Here is a 21,316-nt window from a genome sequence, read left to right as displayed (position 1 = left end):
CCCCGAAGAGTATCACTATCAATAAAGAATTCCCTCGCGGGGTGGGGGCGGGTGTATTTAACCCGTCTGCACTCTCCAAGGGTACAAGAGTGAACCCACCTCTACAGGCTTTTGAGAATGGTTCTCTTCGTTAAGTTAAATCCGTGAGATCCGTTAAATCTGGTGATTTCCCCGTTGCCTGACTGATCAGTGAGTGCTATAACCGAATTTCAATGGGCGCTGGGGATCCTACTGGAAACGAATCTGCGCTCAGTTTTTCTTGATCCTTGGCCAAAATGTCATGCCGGTGTCACAGTTGGTAGTAAAGGCAAAATTAAAAATGTGACAGTTGACTTTGTTAAAGCTGAGTCGATTGATGTTAAGTTAATTAACATTAGTTTCAGATCGCTGCATTTACTCATCACAAGGGTTAAGTCCAAAAGCATAATTCTTTTTTTGTGCTAGCAGATTTTTTGATTTCCCTGTAATCCTGTCATAAAAAATTTAGCAAATAACCTAGTTGATTTAATGCAAATGGTTCATAAAATCTTTCCTAATTATTTTATTCCTCACGGTCATTGCTACTTGTGGAAGCCTGGATTAGTGGGGCTGCACATTTTGTCAGATGGTTTGATTGCCGTGGCTTATTTTTTGATACCGATCACGCTGATTTATATTGTCAAAAAGCGGCAAGACGTGCCTTTTGACTGGGTTTTCATGCTGTTTGGCTCTTTTATTATCTGCTGCGGGATTACCCATATTATGGAAATATGGACGTTGTGGCATCCTAATTATTGGTTATCTGGTTTTCTGAAAGGGATTACAGCGCTGATTTCGCTATCTACAGCAGCAGTGCTGGTGGAACTAATCCCAAAAATCTTGGCTATTCCCAGTCCTGATCAATTGGCGGTGGCAAATTTAGCTTTACAAAATGAGATTGGCGATCGCAAACAAGCTCAAGAAGCACTCTCGGAATTAATGCTAGAATTGGAAAAACGGGTGATGGAGAGGACAATCGCTTTAGAAGTGGCTAATGAACGTTTGCAACAGGAAAATCGCGATCGCTCCTTGGCTGAAAATTCATTGCGGCGATCGGAAGCTAAGCTGCGAGAACAAACTCAGCAGCTAGAGAACACTCTGCAACAGCTTAAAGGCGCTCAAACTCAACTCGTGCAAACTGAAAAAATGTCGTCTTTGGGGCAAATGGTAGCTGGGGTTGCTCACGAAATCAATAACCCTGTTAACTTCATTTATGGCAATCTGATTCCGGCGGAGGAATACATTAAAGATATTTTGGGATTGATTAAGGCTTATCAAGTTTATTACCCCACTCCTGCGCCGGAAATTGCAGACAAGATTCACACTATCGAACTCGATTTTATTTTAAAAGACCTGCAAAAACTTTTTGCTTCGATCAAAATAGGAGCCGAGCGAATTAGGGAGATTGTTAAATCATTACGGACTTTCTCCCGGTTAGACGAAGCCGACATGAAAAAGGTAAATATCCATGAAGGTCTCGATAGCACTTTAATGATTTTGCAGCACCGCTTGAAAGAACAACCAAACCGTCCGCCTATCCAAGTTATTAAAGAGTATGGAGATGTGCCAGCATTGGAATGCTACGCTGGGCAGCTTAACCAAGTATTTATGAATATTTGTTCTAATGCTATTGATGCTTTAGAACAGATTGTACAGCAGGGATATTCGACCAACGGCTATTGGGAAAATAATTTCTGTGACTACTTACAAAACGCCCATTGCCCACTGTTAAAAATTCGCATCCGCACCCTTTTAGTTGATGACAAGTGGGTGCAGATTCACATTGCTGATAATGGCACTGGCATAGATTATGATGCGATCGCTAAAATTTACGATCCATTTTATACGACGAAACCTATCGGTGCTGGTACCGGGCTGGGTTTGGCAATTTCTTATCAGATCATTCAAGCCCATGAAGGTTATTTGCGCTGCACTTCCGAGGTTGGGAGAGGTACGGAGTTTATTATTGAAATTCCTTTGCGAGCGCAATTGGGCGATCGCCACCTACTCCAAAAGCAAGCTGTTATGAACAACCAGGGTTTAGGCGTTAATAAATAATGCTGACTCCAGCTACAACTTTCGGTTTCTTTTATTTTTTGCCTAACTTAGGCATCATCAAATCCATATTATCTGCCAATAACAAGTATTATGTGGGAAGCACTCAAAAATATCTTTTCCCCAACTCAGTATATGCCTCACGGTCATTGCTATCTTTGGCAAACGCCTTTAGTGTGGCTGCACGTAACTGGGGACTTTTTAATCGCGATCGCCTACTATTCAATTCCGGCGATGCTAATTTATTTTATCTTCAAGCGGCGCGATGTTCCTTTTTTAGGAATATTTGCTTTATTTGGTGCATTTATTATTCTGTGCGGCACGGGTCACTTGCTAGACATTTGGACGTTGTGGCATTCCGCTTATTGGCTGTCGGGGATTGAAAAAGGAATTACTGCACTGGTTTCCTGCTACACCGCCGCCTCGATGGTAACACTATTGCCCCAGTTTTTGTCTTTAAAAACCCCCCAAGAATTAGAGGCCATAAATCGCAAGTTGCAGACTGAGATTGCGGTGCGTGAAGAGGCTGAATTAGCGTTGCGCCACGCTTATGATGATTTAGAAATTAAAGTCCAAGAGCGCACCGCACAGTTGACAGAAATTAATGGTTATTTAGAAGCAGAAATTAGAGAAAGAATAGCTGCTGAATCGGCTTTACGCGAACGAGAAACTAGGTTAACAGAACAACAAACAGGCTTGCTAGAATTAGCCAAAAATTCTAGTATCTACGAGGGAAATATCGGCGAGGCGTTGAGAGAGATTACGGAAATGGCAACTCGTACCCTGAATGTCGATCGGGCAAGCGTTTGGTTTTATCAGGAAGATAAATCCGCAATCTGCTGTGCGGACATTTACGAACTGACTCCCAATCAACACAGCGCCGGTGCAGAACTGAAAGTTGCTGACTATCCTAGCTATTTCCAAGCTTTGAAGACAGAACAAGCGATCGCAGCGGTTGATGCCAAAACCGATCCGCGCACCCGAGAATTTACCAAATCTTATTTGATTCCTTTAAACATCTCGTCGATGCTAGATGTTCCTATTACCCATAAAGGACAAATTGCGGGTGTAATTTGTTTAGAAAATCTGGGAAGGACGAGGAATTGGACGCTCGACGAACAAAGCTTCGCTAGCTATGTGGCGCAGATCGCAGCTTTAGCAATGGAAGCTCGCGATCGCAAGCAAGCGGAGTTAAACTTGCGTTCTGTCACCGAACGCTTGCAATATTTGCTGGCGACTACCCCGGCGGTGATTTTTAGCTGCAAATTAGGGGGAAATTATGACGTAACATTTGTCAGCGATAATATTGTTTCAATGATTGGTTACGAAGCGCGAGAATTTCTTGATGGTTCCCTTGATTGGCATAGCCTAATTCACCCAGAAGATCGCGAAATTGTTGCTACTTCATTCGCTAAAATTTTAGAAAAAGAAGCGATTTCTTACGAATACCGCGAACGACACAAAGACGGCAGTTATCGCTGGATTTACGATGAGATCAAGTTAGTCAAAAATGCTGCTGGCATACCTGTGGAGTGCGTGGGTTATGGAGTAGATATTACTGCTCGCAAACAGGCGGAAGCAGCTTTGCAGCAACAAGTAAAAAGGGAGCGGCTGGTGAATTCCATTCAAGAGCGAATTCGTTCCTCTCTTAACCTAGAAGAAGTGCTGACAATGGCTGTGGAAGAAGTCCGCCAGTTTTTGTCAACTGATAGAACAGTGATTTACCGCTTTAACCCCGATTGGAGTGGATTTATAGCCGTCGAGTCGGTATCTGTCGGTACGATGCCGATTTTGGGAATTGACATTAATGACCCTTGTTTTCGAGAACACTACGTCTCTGTATACGAGCAGGGACACCTTCGCGCGATCGACAATATTTATACGGCAGGTATTTCAGAGTGCCACGTTAATTTACTGAGCGAGTTGGAAATTAAAGCTAACCTTGTGGTTCCCCTTTTGCAAGGTGAAAAACTATGGGGGCTACTAATTGCTCATCACTGCCGCAGTCACAGGCATTGGAACTCTTCTGAGATAGAATCTCTCAAGCAAATTTCCGTGCAGCTAGCAATTGCTATCCAGCAATGCACGCTTTTTGAACAAGCCAAAACAGAAATTGCCGAACGCAAATTAGCAGAAACAGCATTACAAAAAGCTGTCGTAGCTGCTGATACAGCTAACCGCGCCAAGAGCGAATTCCTTTCTTCTATGAGCCACGAACTGCGGACTCCTCTGAATGCCATTCTCGGATTTAGTCAAGTGATGGTGCGCGATACATCTCTCAACAATCAACACCAACAGCACCTAGAAATTATTAATCGCGCGGGTGAACACTTGCTTGCCCTGATTAATGACATTTTGGAAATGTCCAAAATAGAAGCCGGCAGAAGTCAGCTTAATGAAAGCAGTTTTAATTTAATGCGCTTGCTAAAAACCTTAGAAGAAATGTTTCGATTAAAAGCTAAATCTAAGAAATTGCAGCTAAATTTGGAAGTGGGTGACGGCGTACCACACTTTGTTACTGGAGATGAAGGTAAATTGCGGCAAATTTTGATTAATCTTGTAGGAAATGCGATCAAGTTTACAGAGAGGGGTAGCGTTACTTTACGAGTGAAAAAGAAAGTCCAAGAAAGTTTGGGGGCTAAAACGGCAGAGTTTTCGGACACACAAACAAAACTTGCCGACGCGGGTTCTGAACATTCCGAAAGCTTAGCGGTTGAAACCACAGCTATACCAAAAAAACCCGGATGGTGCACTGGTTTTAATCAGTCCGTAAGCTTGGCAGACTGTAATTGTGTAGACGCGAATGACCTTCACCCGGAATTGTTACGCCTTCAGTTTGAAATTGAAGATACTGGCCTTGGCATTGCCGCAGAAGAAATGAATAAGTTATTTGAACCCTTTGAGCAAACAAAAACAGGTCAAAAATCTCAACAGGGGACTGGATTAGGTTTACCAATCAGTCGCAAATTTGTACAAATGATGGGAGGAGATATTACTGTCAGCAGTACACCTGAGTTGGGAAGTAAGTTTGCATTTGATATTCAAATCAGCCTTGCCCCTCCCAGCGAAATTAAAATCCTTAAACCGCAGAAAAAAGTAATTAGTTTAGCACCGAATCAACCACAATACCGGATTTTGGTTGTTGACGATCGCGCCGATAACTGCCTAGTCATAGAGAGATTATTGTCACCACTAGGCATCCTCGTGCGAGAAGCTAGAGATGGTGAAGAAGCTATTGCTGTATGGGAGGATTGGCAACCGCACCTGATCTGGATGGATATGCAGATGCCTGTCATGGATGGCTATGAAGCCACCAGAAAAATTAAAACTCACCCTCTCGGAAAACAAACTGTAATAGTTGCTCTTACTGCTAGCGCTTTTGAAGAGGAACGACAAACTATTTTAGGAGCAGGCTGCGATGATTTCATGCGTAAACCCTTCGAGGCAAAGATATTATTTGCGAAAATGGAAGAACTTTTAGGAGTCCGTTACATTTACGAGGAATCTGTGGATGCACCACTAGAAAATGAAAGCGAAATTAGCGGAGTGACTAGCAATCAATCTGTCGAGTCACAACTCGCTGAAATGCCTCTTGAGTGGGTAGAAAAGATATCTCATGCTGCTAATGAATGTTGCGACGATAAAATTGTCAAGTTGATTGAGGAAATGCCGAGCGAGTTTGCTTTGGCAGCAGAATATTTAACTACTTTGGTGCAGGATTTCCTCTTTGACGATATTATCGATATAGCACAATCAGCAGTTACGGCGAGGTGAAAATACCAATTTTAAACTAATCTCAACTTAGGGCTGTTTCATTCTCAGAAAAACCAGGGTTTTGTAGGGCGGTGCCCCCGTGACCGCCCAGCCTATAGACGAGCGAGTCGGGGTTTCAGATCTCGGGGCAACCACGGGGGGATTGCCCCTACAGGAGAATGAAAAAGCCCTGAATCTCAACGTAGGAGGCTATTCTATTTAAAAAATACCTAAAATTAAGCCCAAATAGCGTCTCCTTGCCATCTTTTTTTAGTAAAGAAAATCGGAATTTCTACTGTTTCGTTTTTTTTTAGGAAAACTTCTTAAGTGTTAATATCTTTTATCTTAACAAATTACCGTGAGCGATCGCATGGACAGCAATCAATATCCTACAATTCAAGCCAACATTTTAGTAGTTGATGATAAGCCCGATAACGTGCGGCTTTTATCTACAATCTTGACCGAACAAGGGTATCAGGTTCGTAAAGCGCTGAACGGGCAAAGGGCGATCGCTACAGTGCAAGAGTTTCTGCCGACTCTAATTTTGCTGGACGTGATGATGCCAGACATGAATGGATATGAGGTATGTGCAAAATTGAAAGCTTCACCAAAAACCAGTTCCATTCCCGTGATTTTCTTAAGCGCCTTAGATGACGTTTTAGATAAGGTGAAAGCTTTTGAGGTGGGAGGAGTTGACTATATTACTAAACCTTTTCACGGTAAAGAAGTATTGGCACGAGTGGCAAATCAGTTAACAATTCAAAGTCAACAACAGTTACTTCAAGAGCACACGAAGCAATCCCAAGAACTTGTCGAACGTTTGCAAAACGAAATTAAAGAGCGGCAGGGGGTGGAGCTAGCTTTACGGCTTGCTCAAACAAAGTCGGATCATTTATTGCTGAATGTTTTACCCGCAGCGATTGTTGAAAGTTTGAAAAAGGGCCAGGGTTCTCCTGCCCAGAGGTTTGATTCTGCAACAGTTCTTTTTGCCGATATTGTGGATTTTACGTCTATTGCTGCTAGAATGTTACCTCTAGAATTGGTAAATGTATTGAACCAGATTTTTTCAAGGTTTGACCAACTAACTGAAAAACATGGTTTGGAAAAAATTAAAACAATTGGAGATGCTTATATGGTAGCGGGGGGGTTGCCGGTGCCGAGGGCAGATCATGTAGAAGCGATCGCAAATATGGCCTTGGATATGCAGGAAGCGATCACTGATTTTCAAACTGACAAAGGCGAACCATTTCAAATTCGGATTGGCATTCATACAGGACCCGTAGTTGCTGGCGTAATTGGCACTAAAAAATTTATCTATGACTTGTGGGGAGATACTGTTAATGTTGCTTCTCGGATGGAATGTCAAGGATTACCGGGATATATTCAAGTTACTACGGCTATTCACGAACTGTTAAAAGATGGGTATTTATTTGAGGAAAGAGGTGCGATCACGATTAAAGGAAAAGGAGAGATGAGCGTCTATTGGCTAAAGGCTAAAAAAGATAATTCAGCGGTAGAAACCGATGTTTGTCAAAAGAAGTCCACTCCTAGCGAACTAAGAGAGTACCCAAATACCCCACTTCTTTAAGAAGTCGGGCATCTCACCTAGGAACTCTGGATGAACGTCGAGTTAATCCTTAAAAAATGAAAATAATTTGCAGTTTCCAATTTGTATTTTCCCGGACGATTTCAATGCGATCGATAAATTCTCGAAAGTAAAACCTGCGTTCTGATTCTGATAAATCGAGCCAAAATTGCGGCAGGGAAACTGTTTGGGCAATTTCTCGCAAATTTACAGGGGGTAGTTGCGATAATTTGTTTTGCAGTTCGGCAATTTCGGTGCGGATTTTGTAGGCTCTAAACTCTGCTGTTTCGGTGTCTAATATGCCGCTGTCAATCAGGGCGGAAAGTTGCTCTATGATTTCTTGTTTCGATTCGATCGCCCTGACCATTCCTGCTTTAATCCCACTCATATTCGGCATTTGCAACCCAGCAACAGCATCGGGTAAATCCCGACAAATACCGGCGATGGTTAATTGCAATACTTCATCGTAGGAAATGCCGCTACATTTAGGCTGTTTTGGACAGTTAATCGGTCGCAAATAAAGGTATTCTTTTTCTTTGCGGTAGGAGGTGACTTTGGCAACTGTCATGGGCGATTTGCATTCTGCACAAATTGCTAAACCTGCGAGGGAACGTGGGGCGCTAGCGCTGCGAGGAGAAAGGCAGCGGTTGCGGCGCAGCAACCTGTCTATTTGGGCTGCTTCTTCTCGGGAAATAATCGGGACGTGGGTATTAGAAATTACTTGGCTGTTTTGATATTCCAAATCGCCTCGGTAGGCGGGATTTGTCAGCCAGCGGCGGCCGGTACTTACAGAGATTTTTTTGTTATATTTCCTGGCTAAATACCGCACGGAACCTCGCAAGGAACCGTAAATTAAAAAGTGTTCAAAAAAGTCTTTGACGGTGGGGGCGGTGGTTTTATCGATCGTATAACAATCTTTGCCACGCCGGTAGCCGTAAGGAGCCTTACCCGGTGGCATCCGGGATTTGATGCGGTTGCGCGCGTGTCCTTTGCGAATACTCCGGCTGTGTTGGGTGCGCTGGATTTCTGCGAGGATTTGCAGCAAGTTTTTGCGGTTTCGCGGTTCTGTTTCTGCTTGTACAATGATTTCGACGCCGAGGTTTTCGAGGTGGGAGAGGTGCGAACACACTTGCTGTACGGTGTCGCCGAGTTCTTCAAAGCGCTGAATTAACAGGTATTTGACTGGTTCTGTTTCGCAGTCTTTTAGGAGTTGTTGCAGTTGTTGTCGCCCTCCTAAGTCTTGATAGGTGCGATCGACTTCTTGACCCCAAATTTCCGGTGCGGGTGCTGCTTCGAGTAGCGGTTCGGTGTAAGAATAAGCGATGATTTTCATCTGTTACTCGCTGAGTTCGATGATGTTGCCGTCGGGATCTTGGGTAAATAATGCCGATCGACCTGACGCGCTCATTTGGAACGGGCAATTGTGAGCTATTAACTGTTGTTTGGCTGCCTCTAAGTTAGCAACAGAAAATGCTAGATGTCGGTTGCGTCCCCATTTGGCATGGTCTACGGCATCTGGGATAATTGTTGCACCTAAAATTAGGTGGATCTGGAAGTCGCCGATTTGATACCAGATTCCGGGAAATTTTAAGTTTCGATCGATTTTTTGCAGTTTTAGTACGGTGCTGTAAAAGTGTTGGGATTTTTCCAGGCTGGAGATGAGTATGGCGCTGTGGAGGGATTGAGTAATTTGCATTTGAGTTGGGATTTATTGTTTTATTTTAAGCGCTGGTGGAGGCAGATGAGTGCTGATGAAGGCAGATTTTTTGATGTTGGTTGAGTTTTTGATATGATAACATTGTCCGTCGCTCTTAATATATCCACTATCAAGTCTTGTAACAAAAAACTGCCCGCTGGGAGTGTTTTTAACAATGGTTTCTCAAAAAAGTGCGATCGTCTCCAGATCGGGCAAATTCCGTCTCCGCAATGTCTTGGTAGTTCCCTTTGTTCTCCAAATTTTGGCTGCTGTTGGCTGCGTTGGCTATCTCTCTTACAGAAACGGAGAGCAGATAGTCAACGATATTGTTAGTCAGTTGCGGCAGGAAGTGAGTGCGAGAGTTTACGAACGTGTCCAAACCTATTTGGAAGCTCCGCCACTGGTGAATCAGATCAATCAGGATGCTGTACCTTTGGGGGTGTTGAACTTTGACGATTTGGAGCAAGCTAGACCATATTTTTGGAAACAAGTTCTGCAATTTAAGTCGATCGGTCACGCGGGAATTGCCAACGAAAAAGGTCAGTACCTGCGTGTGGGTTGGGTAAATCGGATGGTTGGACTGGAACAACCTCAGCTTGCCCAGCAACTGATTCCCGGGGGCGGCGACTTGATATATTACAACCTTGACGAGAATGGAAACCCGACAACAATCGAAAAAAACACGCCCAATTATGACGTTCGCACGCGCCCTTTTTACAGAGTAGCTGTTGAGAAGAAACAGGCAGCTTGGAGTAAAGTTTATATTAATTTTGGCTACGGTACGCTGCAAATTAATGCGAGTCTACCCTATTACGATGCCGAAGGGAAACTAATTGGCGTGCTGACTTGCCAGATGGGACTAGATCAAATTCGCCACTTCCTGCAAACCTTACGCGTGGGTAATTCCGGTCAAGTATTTATCATTGAACCCCAGGGTGAGTTAATAGCCACTTCGCTTAAAGAACAGCCTCTTTCGGTGGGAACAGGCAAAGATACAAAGCGGATAAAAGCACAGGAAAGCAGCAACCTATTGATGCGTCAAAGTGTGGTTTATCTGCTCGATCGCTTCAAGCGTTTGGAAGACATCCATCAAACTGTTCAACTTGACTTTAAGCTAAACGGTGAGCGGCAATTTATCCAAGTTTCTCCGCTAACTGACAAGTACGGTCTCAATTGGCTGATTGTAGTAGTAGTTCCTGAAGCCGACTTTATGGCGCAAATTTATGCTAACACTCGGCAGACCATTTGGCTGTGTATTGTGGCTCTCATTGTCTCTGTTGGAGTGGGTATTTTCACCGCTAGCTGGATTACTCGTCCCCTGAACCAAATTGCTCAAGCTTCAGAATATCTAGCAGGTGGTGCTCTTAACCAGAATGTTGATTCCAGTCGGATTTGGGAAATTGAAACCTTAAGAAATTCTTTTAACAGCATGGCGAGACAACAGCAAGAATCCTTTGAAACTCTAGAAGATAAAGTCAAAGAACGCACCTCTGAACTCGCCACAGCCACTAAACAAATTGCCGCTCTCAACCAGCGCCTGAAAGCGGAAAACCTCCGCATGAGCTCCGAGCTCGATATGCTCAAACAAATGCAGCAGTTGATTCTGCCAAAACCCGCAGAACTCGCAGCGCTTGAAGATTTAGATATTGCCGGATTTATGGAGCCAGCCTCGGAAGTAGGCGGTGATTACTACGACGTACTTTGTACTAACGGGGTTGTCACGATTTGTATTGGTGATGTCACCGGACACGGATTAGAAAGCGGCATTTTGATGGTGATGACTCAAGCTGCTGTCCGCACTCTTCAGGAAATGCAAGAATCCAACCCGGTGCGTTTTTTAGATACCCTCAACCGCACTATTTATAAAAATGTCCAGCGCATGAACTCCGACAAAAATATGACACTAGCTTTGCTCAACTATGCGGATTGTACAATTAGTATCAGCGGTCAGCATGAGGAAACTATTGTGGTCAGAAAAGGTGGTCAAATCCAGCGGATAGAAACCATGAATTTAGGATTTCCGATCGGCTTAGATGAGGATATTTCCGATTGGGTTAGCCATGTTTTAGTAGACTTAGAACCTGGGGACGGGGTGGTGCTTTATACTGACGGCATCCCCGAAGCTAGAAATATACACAAAAAATTTTACGGTATCGAAAGACTCTGTGAAGTGGTTTCTCAAAACTGGCATTTGAGCGCTGAACAAATTAAGGAAGTTACTATTGATAATTTGCGAGAGTTTATTGGAGAACAAAAGGTTTTTGATGACCTTACTTTGCTGGTTATAAAGAAAAAAAATTAAGTCCTGTCTGTTTTCCTTCTTGCTTAATTCACCCATCACTGCTATTCTAAAAAAAGATATTTAGTATTATCGGCTGTGTTTGATCTAAAAAGATGTATGAATAAAATTTTATAAAACGCTCGCTCTACCGCCTTAGTGATTAAACCTCTATTCTGCTCTATAAATTAATGACAAACAGCATCTTTCGACTACTGTCAATCTTCTTAACTATCGCAGTAATAACTCTGTTTCCCGGAGTTGCTAATGCAGGTCAGATTTCCGTTCACAATTCTACTAACCAGCCAATTACTTGTGATGCTTCGGGTGGTATTCGCAACACAGTTAAGCAAAATATGCAGAGGATATTGCTCTCACCCGGCAAAACTATTGCACTCAACCCACAGGATTTCTCGACGCAAACGATCGCTCGCGTGGAGTGTACGGGATACAATGTTGACAATCTGAACGTTACCCCCAATAGTCCCGATCGCTATTTATCTTTCACCGGTCAAGCCCAGCAGACTTTATCGGTATTGTTGTACCCCTATTTACCGACAACACCAGAAGCAAATTTTCAGCCGATGGTACAGCGGATTGTCAATGAGTTTCAACAAAAAAATCCCCAGATTTTGCTCAATGCAGTAATGACTCAAGCTTTAGAATATGACACCTATACCTACAGCAATTTGCCGTATATTCTGGGTAAAAATGGATTTGATTTAGTTGAACTTGATACCTTAATGTTAGGTGATGCAGTCGATAACCATTTGATTCTTCCAGCTTCCCAAGCAATATCAATTTCCAAGTTTTGGCAAGTAGGTCTAGAAGCATCAACTTACAAGAATAAACTCTACGGTTTTCCGACTTGGCTGTGCTCATATTTTTTATTCGGGCGAGACCGCGATATTTTGCAAGTTAAATCATTGCCGGAGTTGATTAATTATTTATCTCACAAACCACCCGTAAAACCGCGATTAATTGCCAACTTTAACAGTGACTGGAATGCGATCAGCTTTTATTTGGATGGCTATACAGACTTGTTTGGGTTTGATCACGTGACAGAAGCTTTGGAGAAACCGATCGATCCGCAGGTAATGAAGAATTTAGTAGAAATATCTGCTGAATGTGCAGTCAATGGTACAAATGGCTGTGTCAACAACTACTATAATCAAGATCCCAACGCGGGATACCAGGACTTTTTAGCAGGGGCCAGCAGCTTTATTGGCTTTTCGGAAAATTCTTTTTATATCCGCTTGTCCGATACCCAAAAGCAAAAGCTACCTCTTTTTGCAACACCAGCTCCCTATGGTAAGGAACTTAAACCATTGGTTTTTGCTGATACTTTAGCTGTGAATTATTCTCGATGTAACAATCAAGATTGTCAGGCTAATGCTGTCAAGTTTATCGACTACATGAGCAGCGTTGATACCAAACTGTGGATTGCGTTTAGCGAAGATTTAGATAACGGTACGCCACCCCGGCGATCGCTACCAGCCATCAAAGCTTTCTACGACCAGCCGCGAGTCAAGCAAGACGAACTATATCCGCAATTCGCACCAGTAGTCAAGAACCCAAATGCAAATTTCCCTAACTCTATTTCCGACAATAAAAAAATAGCGATCTACCAAGAAATTTGTACGGAATTTAATCAACAGGAACCGGAATATCCTAAATGTGACTTTAACAGGCGATCGATCCTACGAAGCAAGCGCTTCAAAGGTTTTTAACAAAATTGATGTGATTCGCGATCGGTTAGCGCTCGATCATTGTTTTTTGGTAAAATCTTCCCTAAACCTTGCGGGCTGTAGTAAACTAATCACTAATGACCGAAAAATTTTTTATATTCGTTGAACTAAAAGCTGACTAGGATTTAGCAACCTGAGCGGTGGTAAGTACGTTCTGAATCGCTGAAACCATTTCCCCCAATTGCATCGAGCCATCGATTTTTGCCCTCTTCCTTCAACATCTACTATAGTAACTATGACCCTAATCTCAATTCCCGGCTACCGGGCGACCGAACAACTCTACTCAGGCCCTAGAACCTTCGTTTACCGAGGTTTTTCTGAATCAGACAATCAACCAGTCGTCATCAAACTGCTCAAATCTGAGTATCCCACTTTCAGCGAACTTGTGCAGTTTCGCAATCAGTACACCATTGCCAAAAATATTGAAAATTCCGGTATTGTCAAACACTTAAGTCTGGAAGTATACCGGAACGGTTTTGCCTTAGTGATGGAGGATTTTGGCGGAATTTCTCTAGCAGAATACATCAGCAATGATGCTGGCTACCTCAAGGACAAAATTACCAATAACCTAGAAGAATTTTTACAGATTGCTATTAAAATTTGTTCTTGTTTAGAAGCAATATATAACAGCCAAGTTATTCACAAAGATATCAAACCCCAGAACATTATCATTAACCCTAAAACTCAAGAAGTTAAAATAATAGACTTTAGTATTTCCTCGCTTTTACCTAGAGAAAATCCAGAAATTAAAACTCCCAACATCTTAGAAGGGACATTAGCTTATATGTCTCCCGAACAAACTGGAAGAATGAATCGTGGGATTGACTACCGCACGGATTTTTACTCGCTAGGAGTAACTTTTTACGAACTGTTGACAGGACAATTGCCATTCCAATCTAACGAGCCGATGGAATTGGTTCACTCTCACATTGCTCGCCAGCCAATTCACCCCATAGCCCTCAATCCTGCCATCCCCCAAGTATTGAATGACATAGTGCTCAAACTGATGGCAAAAACAGCCGAAGCACGCTATCAAACAGTTGGTGGCATCAAACACGATTTAGAAAAATGCTTAAAAGAATACTCAGAACATGGCACTATTCAACTGTTTGAATTAGGCAGCAGAGACATTTCCGAACGCTTTGTCATTCCCGAAAAACTTTACGGCAGAGAAACCGAAGTTTTGGCCCTATTAGCAGCCTTCCACCGCGTCGCCTGTCCCCAAGAAAATTCCGCAGCCGCCGATTTGGAGGTTTCCCCTAGTAGCAGCCGAGAGCCTCAGAAAGTCCCCCGTACAGCTACTACCGAAATCATGTTGGTAGCAGGCTTTTCCGGGATTGGCAAAACCGCTGTGGTTAACGAAGTTCACAAGCCAATTGTCCAGCAGCGGGGATACTTTATCAAAGGGAAATTCGACCAATTCAGGCGCGATATTCCCTTCTCAGCATGGGTGCAAGCTTTGCAAGGTTTCCTGCAGCAATTACTGACAGAAAGTGTTACTCAAGTTCAGCAGTGGCAAGCCCAAATCTTGTCCGCTTTAGGCGATAATGCTCAGGTAATTATTGATGTTATCCCAGAATTAGAACTGCTGATTGGCAAGCAACCTGCTGTCGAGGAATTAGAACCCAGTCCTGCACAAAATCGCTTCAATCTGTTATTTCAAAAGTTCATTCGTGTCTTTGCTACCAAAAATCACCCCTTAGTGATCTTCTTAGATGATTTGCAATGGGCCGATTCCGCATCTCTGAAATTAATGCAATTGTTGCTTGGCGAATCAGAAGGTCAACATTTGCTGCTAATTGGCGCTTATCGAGATAATGAAGTTTCCAGCGTTCATCCATTAATGCTGACTTTATCAGAGATTCGCAATCTACCAAATCGCAGTATCGATCGCCCAGCCCCTATAATTAATCAAATTACTCTCGCGCCACTTTCAAAAATTGATTTAAATCGTCTAGTTGCTGATGCTTTAAGTTGTCCGCCGTATCGCTCGCTTTCTTTAACAGAATTGATCTTTCAAAAAACTAAAGGCAATCCCTTTTTTAGCAATCAATTTCTCAAAAAGCTGCAGGAAGATAAGTTAATTTATTTTGATATTACCCCGTTGGATGCGGGAGAAATGGGTGGTTGGCAGTGCGATATTACTAAAGTTAGAGAATTGGCAGTCAGCGATGATGTCGTCGAATTTATGGCGAATCAATTGCAAAAATTGCCGCTAACTACTCAAAACATTTTAAAACTAGCTGCTTGTATTGGCAGTCAATTTGATTTAGAAACCTTAGCAGTTGTTTGTGAAAAATCTCAAATAGACACTGCGGCTGATTTATGGAAAGCATTGCAAGAAGGTCTAATTTTACCGCAAAGTGAAGTTTACAAATTTTTTGCAGATGATGGGGAGTCTGCACCCTTAGCTGTTGCCGATTGTCAATTACCAAGTTACAAATTTTTGCACGATCGCGTTCAACAAGCTTCTTATTCTTTGATTCCCGATGAGGCAAAACAGTCAACTCACCTAAAAATTGGCAGATTGTTGTTGAGTAATACCCCAGAAGATGAAAAAGAAGATCGGATATTTGATATTGTCAACCACTTGAATATTGGAGTGGAATTAATTGTTGATCGCACAGAAAAAAATAAACTAGCTTCCTTGAATTTAATTGCGGGACGTAAAGCTAAAACTTCTACAGCTTATGCTGCTGCTGTGGATTATTTAACTATCGGCAGAAACCTGCTAGCAGAGGATAGCTGGACAAATTTATACGACTTGACGATCGATCTTTATGTAGAAGCGGTTGAAGCCGAATATTTGAATACCAATTTCGATTTGTCGCACCAACTGGCGGAAATAGTTCTATCAAGAGCGCACAATCTCCTCGATCAATTCAGAGTTTACGAAGCGCAAATTCAGTCTTATATTGCTCAAAATCAGATGAAATCGGCAGTAGATACTGGATTGCAAGCTTTGGGAATGTTGGGTGTTTCTTTGGAAACAGAACTTCCCGCTACAGTAGAGATCTCTGCCTTAGCTAATTTGCCCGAAATCAATGATCCTTATAAAATTGCTGCTTTGAGGATTTTATGTGCGATCGCTTCTGCCGCTTATCTAGCTAGTCCAGAACTTTACCCAGCCGTTGTGTTTACAATGGCACATATTTGTAGCAAATATGGGAATTCTGCACCGGCTAGTTATGCCTATGCTTGTTGCAGTTTAATCTGTGAAGTAATCGGAGAAATTGAATTAGGGTATCAATACGGTCAACTCTCTTTGCAGGTATTAGATAAATTCCCATCCCAAGAATTTCACTCGAAAGTTGTGATGGTGTACAATGCTTGCGTGAGACATTGGAAAGAACCCAGTCGATCGAGCCTACCGTCTTTGGTATCAGCAGTCCAAAGCGGTTTAGAAACTGGCGATATCGAGTATGCTTGCTATTCGGCTATGTATCTTTGCATCTACAGCTTTTTTAGCGGTGAAGACTTAAGCTCTGTAGATCAAAAATACGAGCAGTATCTAGAGCTAATGCTGAATTCCAAACAAGAATATCAAACTTATTATACTAAAATCTGGCGACAACTTACATTAAATTTACAAGGATTAGCTGAGGACAATTGTCGGTTAGTTGGCGATAGTTTTAATGAAGATGAAATGTTACCAGTTTTGCTGGCAGCAAATAATGTCTCTTCCATCTTTGGGGTTTATTTTGCTAAATTGGTTGTGAATTATTTGTTTGGCGCTCGCGATGGGGCTGTGGAAAATGCCCAGCTAGCAGAGCAATATGTCGCGGGTGTCGGCTCGTTGATGATGGTTCCCCAGTACAATTTTTACCATTCCCTCGCCCTCGTGGCACTGTATCCCGATGCTGATTCGATCGCTCAAGAACAATACTTGAACCAAGTTGCAGCTAATCAGGAAAAAATGCAAACTTGGGCATTCCATGCACCGATGAATTATCAGCACAAGTATGACTTAGTAGCCGCAGAAATAGCACGAGTATTGGGACACAGGCTGGAAGCAATGGATTTGTACGATCGCGCCATTGCTACGGCAAAAGAAAACCAATACCTCCAAGAAGAAGCACTAGCAGGCGAATTGGCAGCTAAATTCTACCTTGCATTAGGCAAAGATAAAATTGCCCGCGTCTATCTAACCGACGCTTACTACGCTTATGCTCGCTGGGGAACTCAAGCAAAAATTCATGATTTAGAACAAAAATACCCCCAATTACTCAGCCAGATTCTCGAACAAAAAACAAGTTTGTATGCGGGAGATACCATCGATCAAACTATAGTCGGGACCCTCACCTCTACTGGCAATAATATGGGCAAGATGCTCGATTTGGCAACAGTTATTAAAGCTTCTCAAGCCATATCTGGAGAAATAAACGTCGAGGAATTGTTATCAACTTTGATCCGAATTTTGAGCCAAAATGCGGGAGCCTCAAAAGGTTCTATCATCTTAGAACGAGCTGGCAAATTATCGATTGTTGCTAAATGCTTAGACGAGCGATGCTATTTGCCCAATATTCCCCTTTCTCAAAGTCAAAATCTTCCCCTCACTGCCATTAACTACGTCTGGCGTACCAGAGAAACCTTGGTAATTAATGATATTGCTACTGAAAATATCTTTGCGGCCGACCCCTACATTATTCAGCACCAACCTAAATCTGTATTGTGTACTCCCATAGTTAACCAAGGTAAAGGGATCGGCATTTTGTACTTAGAAAATAGTCTCGCCCCAGGTGCATTTACTCCTGACAGATTGGAAGTCTTAAAAATTCTCTCTTCCCAAGCAGCTATTTCGCTGGAGAATGCTCTGCTATATCAAACTCTAGAAGATAAAGTTGAAGAACGTACAGCCCAACTAGCCCAAGCGAATCAGGCAATTTCTGCCCTCAACCAACGCCTCAAAACCGAAAATCTGCGGATGAGTGCCGAACTCGATATCCTCAAACAAATGCAGCAGTTAATTCTGCCCAAACCTGCGGAATTAGCTGCAATTGCAGAGTTAGATATCGCTGGGTTTATGGAACCAGCAGATGAAGTTGGTGGCGATTACTACGACGTACTTTGTACTGACGGGGTGGTTACGCTCTGCATTGGTGATGTCACCGGACACGGACTAGAAAGCGGGATTTTGATGGTAATGACTCAAGCTGCTGTTCGCGCTTTGAAAGAAGTTCAAGAAATAGACCCGGTTCGCTTTTTAGATACCCTCAATCGCACTATTTATAAAAATATCCAGCGGATGAACTCGGACAAAAACCTGAGTCTAGCCCTCCTTAATTACGCAGACAGTAAAGTTAGTATTAGCGGTCAACACGAGGAAACTCTTGTAGTCAGAAAAGGCGGTAAAATTGAGCGTATTAATATGATGGATTTAGGATTCCCTATCGGCTTAGATGAGGATATTTCCGATTGGATTAGCCATGTTTTAGTAGACTTAGAGCCGGGGGACGGCGTGGTGCTTTATACTGACGGCATCCCCGAAGCTAGAAATATGCACAAAAAATTCTACGGTATCGAAAGACTCTGTGAAGTGGTTTCTCAAAACTGGCATTTGAGCGCCGAACAAATCAAGGAAGCCACCATCGATGATTTGCGAAAATTTATTGGAAAACAAAAGGTATTTGATGACATTACTTTGCTAGTATTGAAGCAACAGGGAAATATTGTGCATAATTTATGAGTGACGGTCGTCAACCCAGTTGCTACGACGAATCTTGGATTTAATTGTCAAGCATCGAAGCAGAAACAGGATTTCGAGTTCCACGTGTGTAAGTTCTAATATTTTACAGCGAGCGAGTAAAACAATTTTGCGCTTCCCGATTCGGGAGTTTAAATTATGAAACCACAAATAAATTTAGCACCATCTAAATCTCCCGAAGAACTCTATACCCAGCTACAGGAGTTGAGCGAAAAACTTGCGGAAGTCGAGGATGAAAAAAATAGCTATGAAACCTTAGTAGAAATTATCACGCAACACTCCACGGATCTGGAAAACCAGATCCGTCATAAAAACCGAGAGATGCAGACTTACATCGAGCAGGTAAAAAAGGTTATAGATGCAGCTATTGCTGTAAAAAACAACAGCTTTCAACCCCAGATATTGTCAGATGTGGCAGCGCGCAGTGATGCACTGGGAGAACTGGCACAGGTATTTTCTCATATGGTGCAAACGGTGAAAGCGCGCGAACAAGAATTAGAGAAACTTTTGCAGGCTTACGGACGTTTCGTTCCCGATGAATTTCTCCAATTTCTCGGCAAGCAGAGCATGGTTGATTTCCAGCTTGGAGATCACGTGAGCAAAGAGATGGCAATTATGTTTTCCGATATGCGTTCGTTCACCACGATGGCGGAGCAAATGACTCCTCAAGAAAACTTTGACTTCATCAATAACTATTTACAGCGAATTAGTCCCGAAATTCGTAAGCACAACGGTTTTATTGTCAAGTATATAGGAGATGGAGTGATGGCAGTTTTTCCTGATGGCGTTGATGATGCTATTCAGGCAGGAATTGTGAAGTTGCAGCAGTTGCAGAAATACAATCAAAGCCGTAAAATAAATGGGGAGAGACCGCTGAAGATTGGCATTGGTATCCATGTGGGTGATACGATGGTTGGGATTATTGGAGATGCGAATCGGATGCAAGCAGATGCGCTCTCAGATCATGTCAATCTCACCGCTCGTCTGGAAGGTTTGACTAAGTATTATGGCGTATCTTTATTAATTTCTGGAGATGTGGTACAACGTTTGAGTCAACCCGAAAAGTATCATATCCGTTTTTTGGATCGGGCTATTGTCAAAGGTAGACAAGAAGCCATTACAGTTTGTGAGGTGTTAGATGTTGAAGTAGAACCAGTGCGATCGCTCAAAATTCAAACTTTGCCTATATTTGAGGAGGGACTCCAAGAATATTGTCAGGGAAATTTTGCTAAGGCCATAGTTTGTTTTGAACAGATAGTAGCGCTAAATCCAGATGACAAGCCCAGCCAACTTTACATAAAACGCATCCAATCGCTGTTAGAAAATAGTATTCCTGCTAACTGGAATGGCGTGTGGAAATTCACCCAGAAGTGACATTAATACATCAATTAGAGGCAGAAAAATCATGACATCTGGAAGCTTAAAAACAATGACACAAATCTTTGGAGAATTCATTGAAGAATTTCCTCCTGAACACGACTCCCTAGAACTTACATTTACACCCAGCTCTCGCCCCATCAAACAGCGCTGGCGCAACAACAGGCTTTCAGCTCATTTTGTAGCCGATTATTTGTCTAGCTTTCTACCGGTGGATGAGGAGGATGCTAGCAGCGAGAAACGGATAAAAGAAAGCAAGGGAGCTGTGAGCTACGTAGCAAACGAACTGTTAGAAAATGCGATAAAATTTAATAACGATGATACCATTTACAAGGTCAGGTTTGGCATACATTTTATTGGGGAAATAGAGGTGACTGCGGTAATTTTTGCCAGTAATAGTGTCAATTCACAAGGGGCGAAGAAGTTGAAGGAGTTTATTGAAGAAATTCTGGATTCCGATCCCAATGAACTTTATTTGCAGCAGCTTGAAAAGAATGCGGAATCGGAAAGCGATACCTCGGGATTGGGATTGCTGACGATGATTAATGACTATTCAGCTAAGATAGGTTGGAAATTCGATCGCAGACCAGATAGTGATACCATCATTGTTACGACTGTGGTTCAAATTAGGGTCTAGTTTCTAGCCTTTCAATATTTACTCTCTTGTGCGATCGCAATATTTTATTCAGGAAACAAAATCACAATGGGCATTCAAGAAATTAAAGGTGAAGATTACAGCATTCTGTACGATCCAGAATCAGTCACAGTCACTTTCCATGGCGAACTCAGCCTGAGCGGCCCGGCAGAGTATGCACCAATAGTCGAATTGTTAGATGAGGTCGCCAATCCCGGACCCCCTACTATTACCTTGAACCTAAAAGAATTGGAATTTGTTAACAGTTCTGGTATCAGTATGCTGTCTAAATTTGTCATTAGCGTCCGGAAAAAGAAAACGATTCAACTTTTCGTATTGGGTTCAAATGATATTCCTTGGCAACAGAAATCTCTCAGAAATTTAGAAAAGCTGTTGCCAACTTTGAAGCTCGAATTAGCGTAGGATATGTGTAAATTTTAACTCCAGTTAACACAGGCGAGACGCCCG

General features: G+C 42.6%; 11 protein-coding genes. 9 read left to right on the top strand and 2 right to left on the bottom strand.

Annotated elements, in window-relative coordinates:
- Positions 1-507: 507 nt before the first annotated feature.
- From QUA04_RS09605 to QUA04_RS09595, 3 genes are all read left to right on the top strand, one after another.
- The gene (locus tag QUA04_RS09605) at positions 508-2,076 is read left to right on the top strand and encodes an ATP-binding protein (protein ID WP_333256031.1); all 1,569 of its coding nucleotides are present in this window, start codon (positions 508-510) and stop codon (positions 2,074-2,076) included.
- 90 nt (positions 2,077-2,166) lie between these two features.
- Entirely contained in the window at positions 2,167-5,847 is a 3,681-nt protein-coding gene (locus QUA04_RS09600; protein WP_333256029.1) for a GAF domain-containing protein, read from the top strand.
- A gap of 349 nt (positions 5,848-6,196) precedes the next feature.
- Positions 6,197-7,414 carry an adenylate/guanylate cyclase domain-containing protein gene (locus tag QUA04_RS09595; protein ID WP_333256060.1) on the top strand — a complete coding sequence of 406 codons (1,218 nt, stop codon included), beginning with the start codon at positions 6,197-6,199 and terminating at the stop codon, positions 7,412-7,414.
- Positions 7,415-7,463: 49 nt separating this feature from the next.
- On the opposite strand, the gene QUA04_RS09590 is transcribed toward QUA04_RS09595, so the two are convergent.
- Both QUA04_RS09590 and QUA04_RS09585 read right to left on the bottom strand, forming a co-directional pair.
- Complete coding sequence (locus QUA04_RS09590; RefSeq protein ID WP_333256027.1) at positions 7,464-8,744, bottom strand: recombinase family protein; 1,281 nt, start codon at positions 8,742-8,744, stop codon at positions 7,464-7,466.
- A gap of 3 nt (positions 8,745-8,747) precedes the next feature.
- Complete coding sequence (locus QUA04_RS09585; protein WP_333256025.1) at positions 8,748-9,107, bottom strand: VOC family protein; 360 nt, start codon at positions 9,105-9,107, stop codon at positions 8,748-8,750.
- Positions 9,108-9,282: 175 nt separating this feature from the next.
- Here QUA04_RS09585 and QUA04_RS09580 point away from each other — a divergent pair, with 175 nt between their 5' ends.
- The 6 genes from QUA04_RS09580 to QUA04_RS09555 all read left to right on the top strand — a co-directional run bounded on the left by QUA04_RS09580 (position 9,283) and on the right by QUA04_RS09555 (position 21,271).
- Positions 9,283-11,409, top strand: coding sequence for a SpoIIE family protein phosphatase (locus tag QUA04_RS09580; RefSeq protein WP_333256022.1), 2,127 nt, complete (start codon positions 9,283-9,285; stop codon positions 11,407-11,409).
- A gap of 167 nt (positions 11,410-11,576) precedes the next feature.
- Positions 11,577-13,115: a hypothetical protein gene (locus tag QUA04_RS09575; protein WP_333256020.1), complete on the top strand. Its 1,539-nt coding sequence runs from the start codon at positions 11,577-11,579 to the stop codon at positions 13,113-13,115.
- A 253-nt stretch (positions 13,116-13,368) separates the two neighbouring features.
- Positions 13,369-18,819: an AAA family ATPase gene (locus QUA04_RS09570; RefSeq protein ID WP_333256018.1), complete on the top strand. Its 5,451-nt coding sequence runs from the start codon at positions 13,369-13,371 to the stop codon at positions 18,817-18,819.
- 156 nt (positions 18,820-18,975) lie between these two features.
- Complete coding sequence (locus QUA04_RS09565) at positions 18,976-20,211, top strand: adenylate/guanylate cyclase domain-containing protein (protein WP_333256016.1); 1,236 nt, start codon at positions 18,976-18,978, stop codon at positions 20,209-20,211.
- A gap of 31 nt (positions 20,212-20,242) precedes the next feature.
- Positions 20,243-20,851 carry a DUF6272 family protein gene (locus QUA04_RS09560; RefSeq protein WP_333256014.1) on the top strand — a complete coding sequence of 203 codons (609 nt, stop codon included), beginning with the start codon at positions 20,243-20,245 and terminating at the stop codon, positions 20,849-20,851.
- Between the two features lie 66 nt (positions 20,852-20,917).
- Complete coding sequence (locus QUA04_RS09555) at positions 20,918-21,271, top strand: slr1659 superfamily regulator (protein WP_333256012.1); 354 nt, start codon at positions 20,918-20,920, stop codon at positions 21,269-21,271.
- Positions 21,272-21,316 lie beyond the last annotated feature (45 nt).

The organism is Microcoleus sp. S13_C5, assembly GCF_036700845.1.
Classification (GTDB): Bacteria; Cyanobacteriota; Cyanobacteriia; order Cyanobacteriales; family Microcoleaceae; genus Microcoleus.
The sequence above is the reverse complement of the archived record's forward strand: the minus strand, read 5'-3'. Positions and strand labels throughout refer to the sequence as shown.

Excerpts from the sequence above, each read along its gene's own strand:
- QUA04_RS09605 (WP_333256031.1), top strand. The coding sequence starts at position 508 with ATGCAAATGGTTCATAAAATCTTTCCTAATTATTTTATTCCTCACGGT.
- QUA04_RS09600 (WP_333256029.1), top strand. The coding sequence starts at position 2,167 with ATGTGGGAAGCACTCAAAAATATCTTTTCCCCAACTCAGTATATGCCT.
- QUA04_RS09595 (WP_333256060.1), top strand. The coding sequence starts at position 6,197 with ATGGACAGCAATCAATATCCTACAATTCAAGCCAACATTTTAGTAGTT.
- QUA04_RS09590 (WP_333256027.1), bottom strand. The coding sequence starts at position 8,744 with ATGAAAATCATCGCTTATTCTTACACCGAACCGCTACTCGAAGCAGCA.
- QUA04_RS09585 (WP_333256025.1), bottom strand. The coding sequence starts at position 9,107 with ATGCAAATTACTCAATCCCTCCACAGCGCCATACTCATCTCCAGCCTG.
- QUA04_RS09580 (WP_333256022.1), top strand. The coding sequence starts at position 9,283 with ATGGTTTCTCAAAAAAGTGCGATCGTCTCCAGATCGGGCAAATTCCGT.
- QUA04_RS09575 (WP_333256020.1), top strand. The coding sequence starts at position 11,577 with ATGACAAACAGCATCTTTCGACTACTGTCAATCTTCTTAACTATCGCA.
- QUA04_RS09570 (WP_333256018.1), top strand. The coding sequence starts at position 13,369 with ATGACCCTAATCTCAATTCCCGGCTACCGGGCGACCGAACAACTCTAC.
- QUA04_RS09565 (WP_333256016.1), top strand. The coding sequence starts at position 18,976 with ATGAAACCACAAATAAATTTAGCACCATCTAAATCTCCCGAAGAACTC.
- QUA04_RS09560 (WP_333256014.1), top strand. The coding sequence starts at position 20,243 with ATGACATCTGGAAGCTTAAAAACAATGACACAAATCTTTGGAGAATTC.
- QUA04_RS09555 (WP_333256012.1), top strand. The coding sequence starts at position 20,918 with ATGGGCATTCAAGAAATTAAAGGTGAAGATTACAGCATTCTGTACGAT.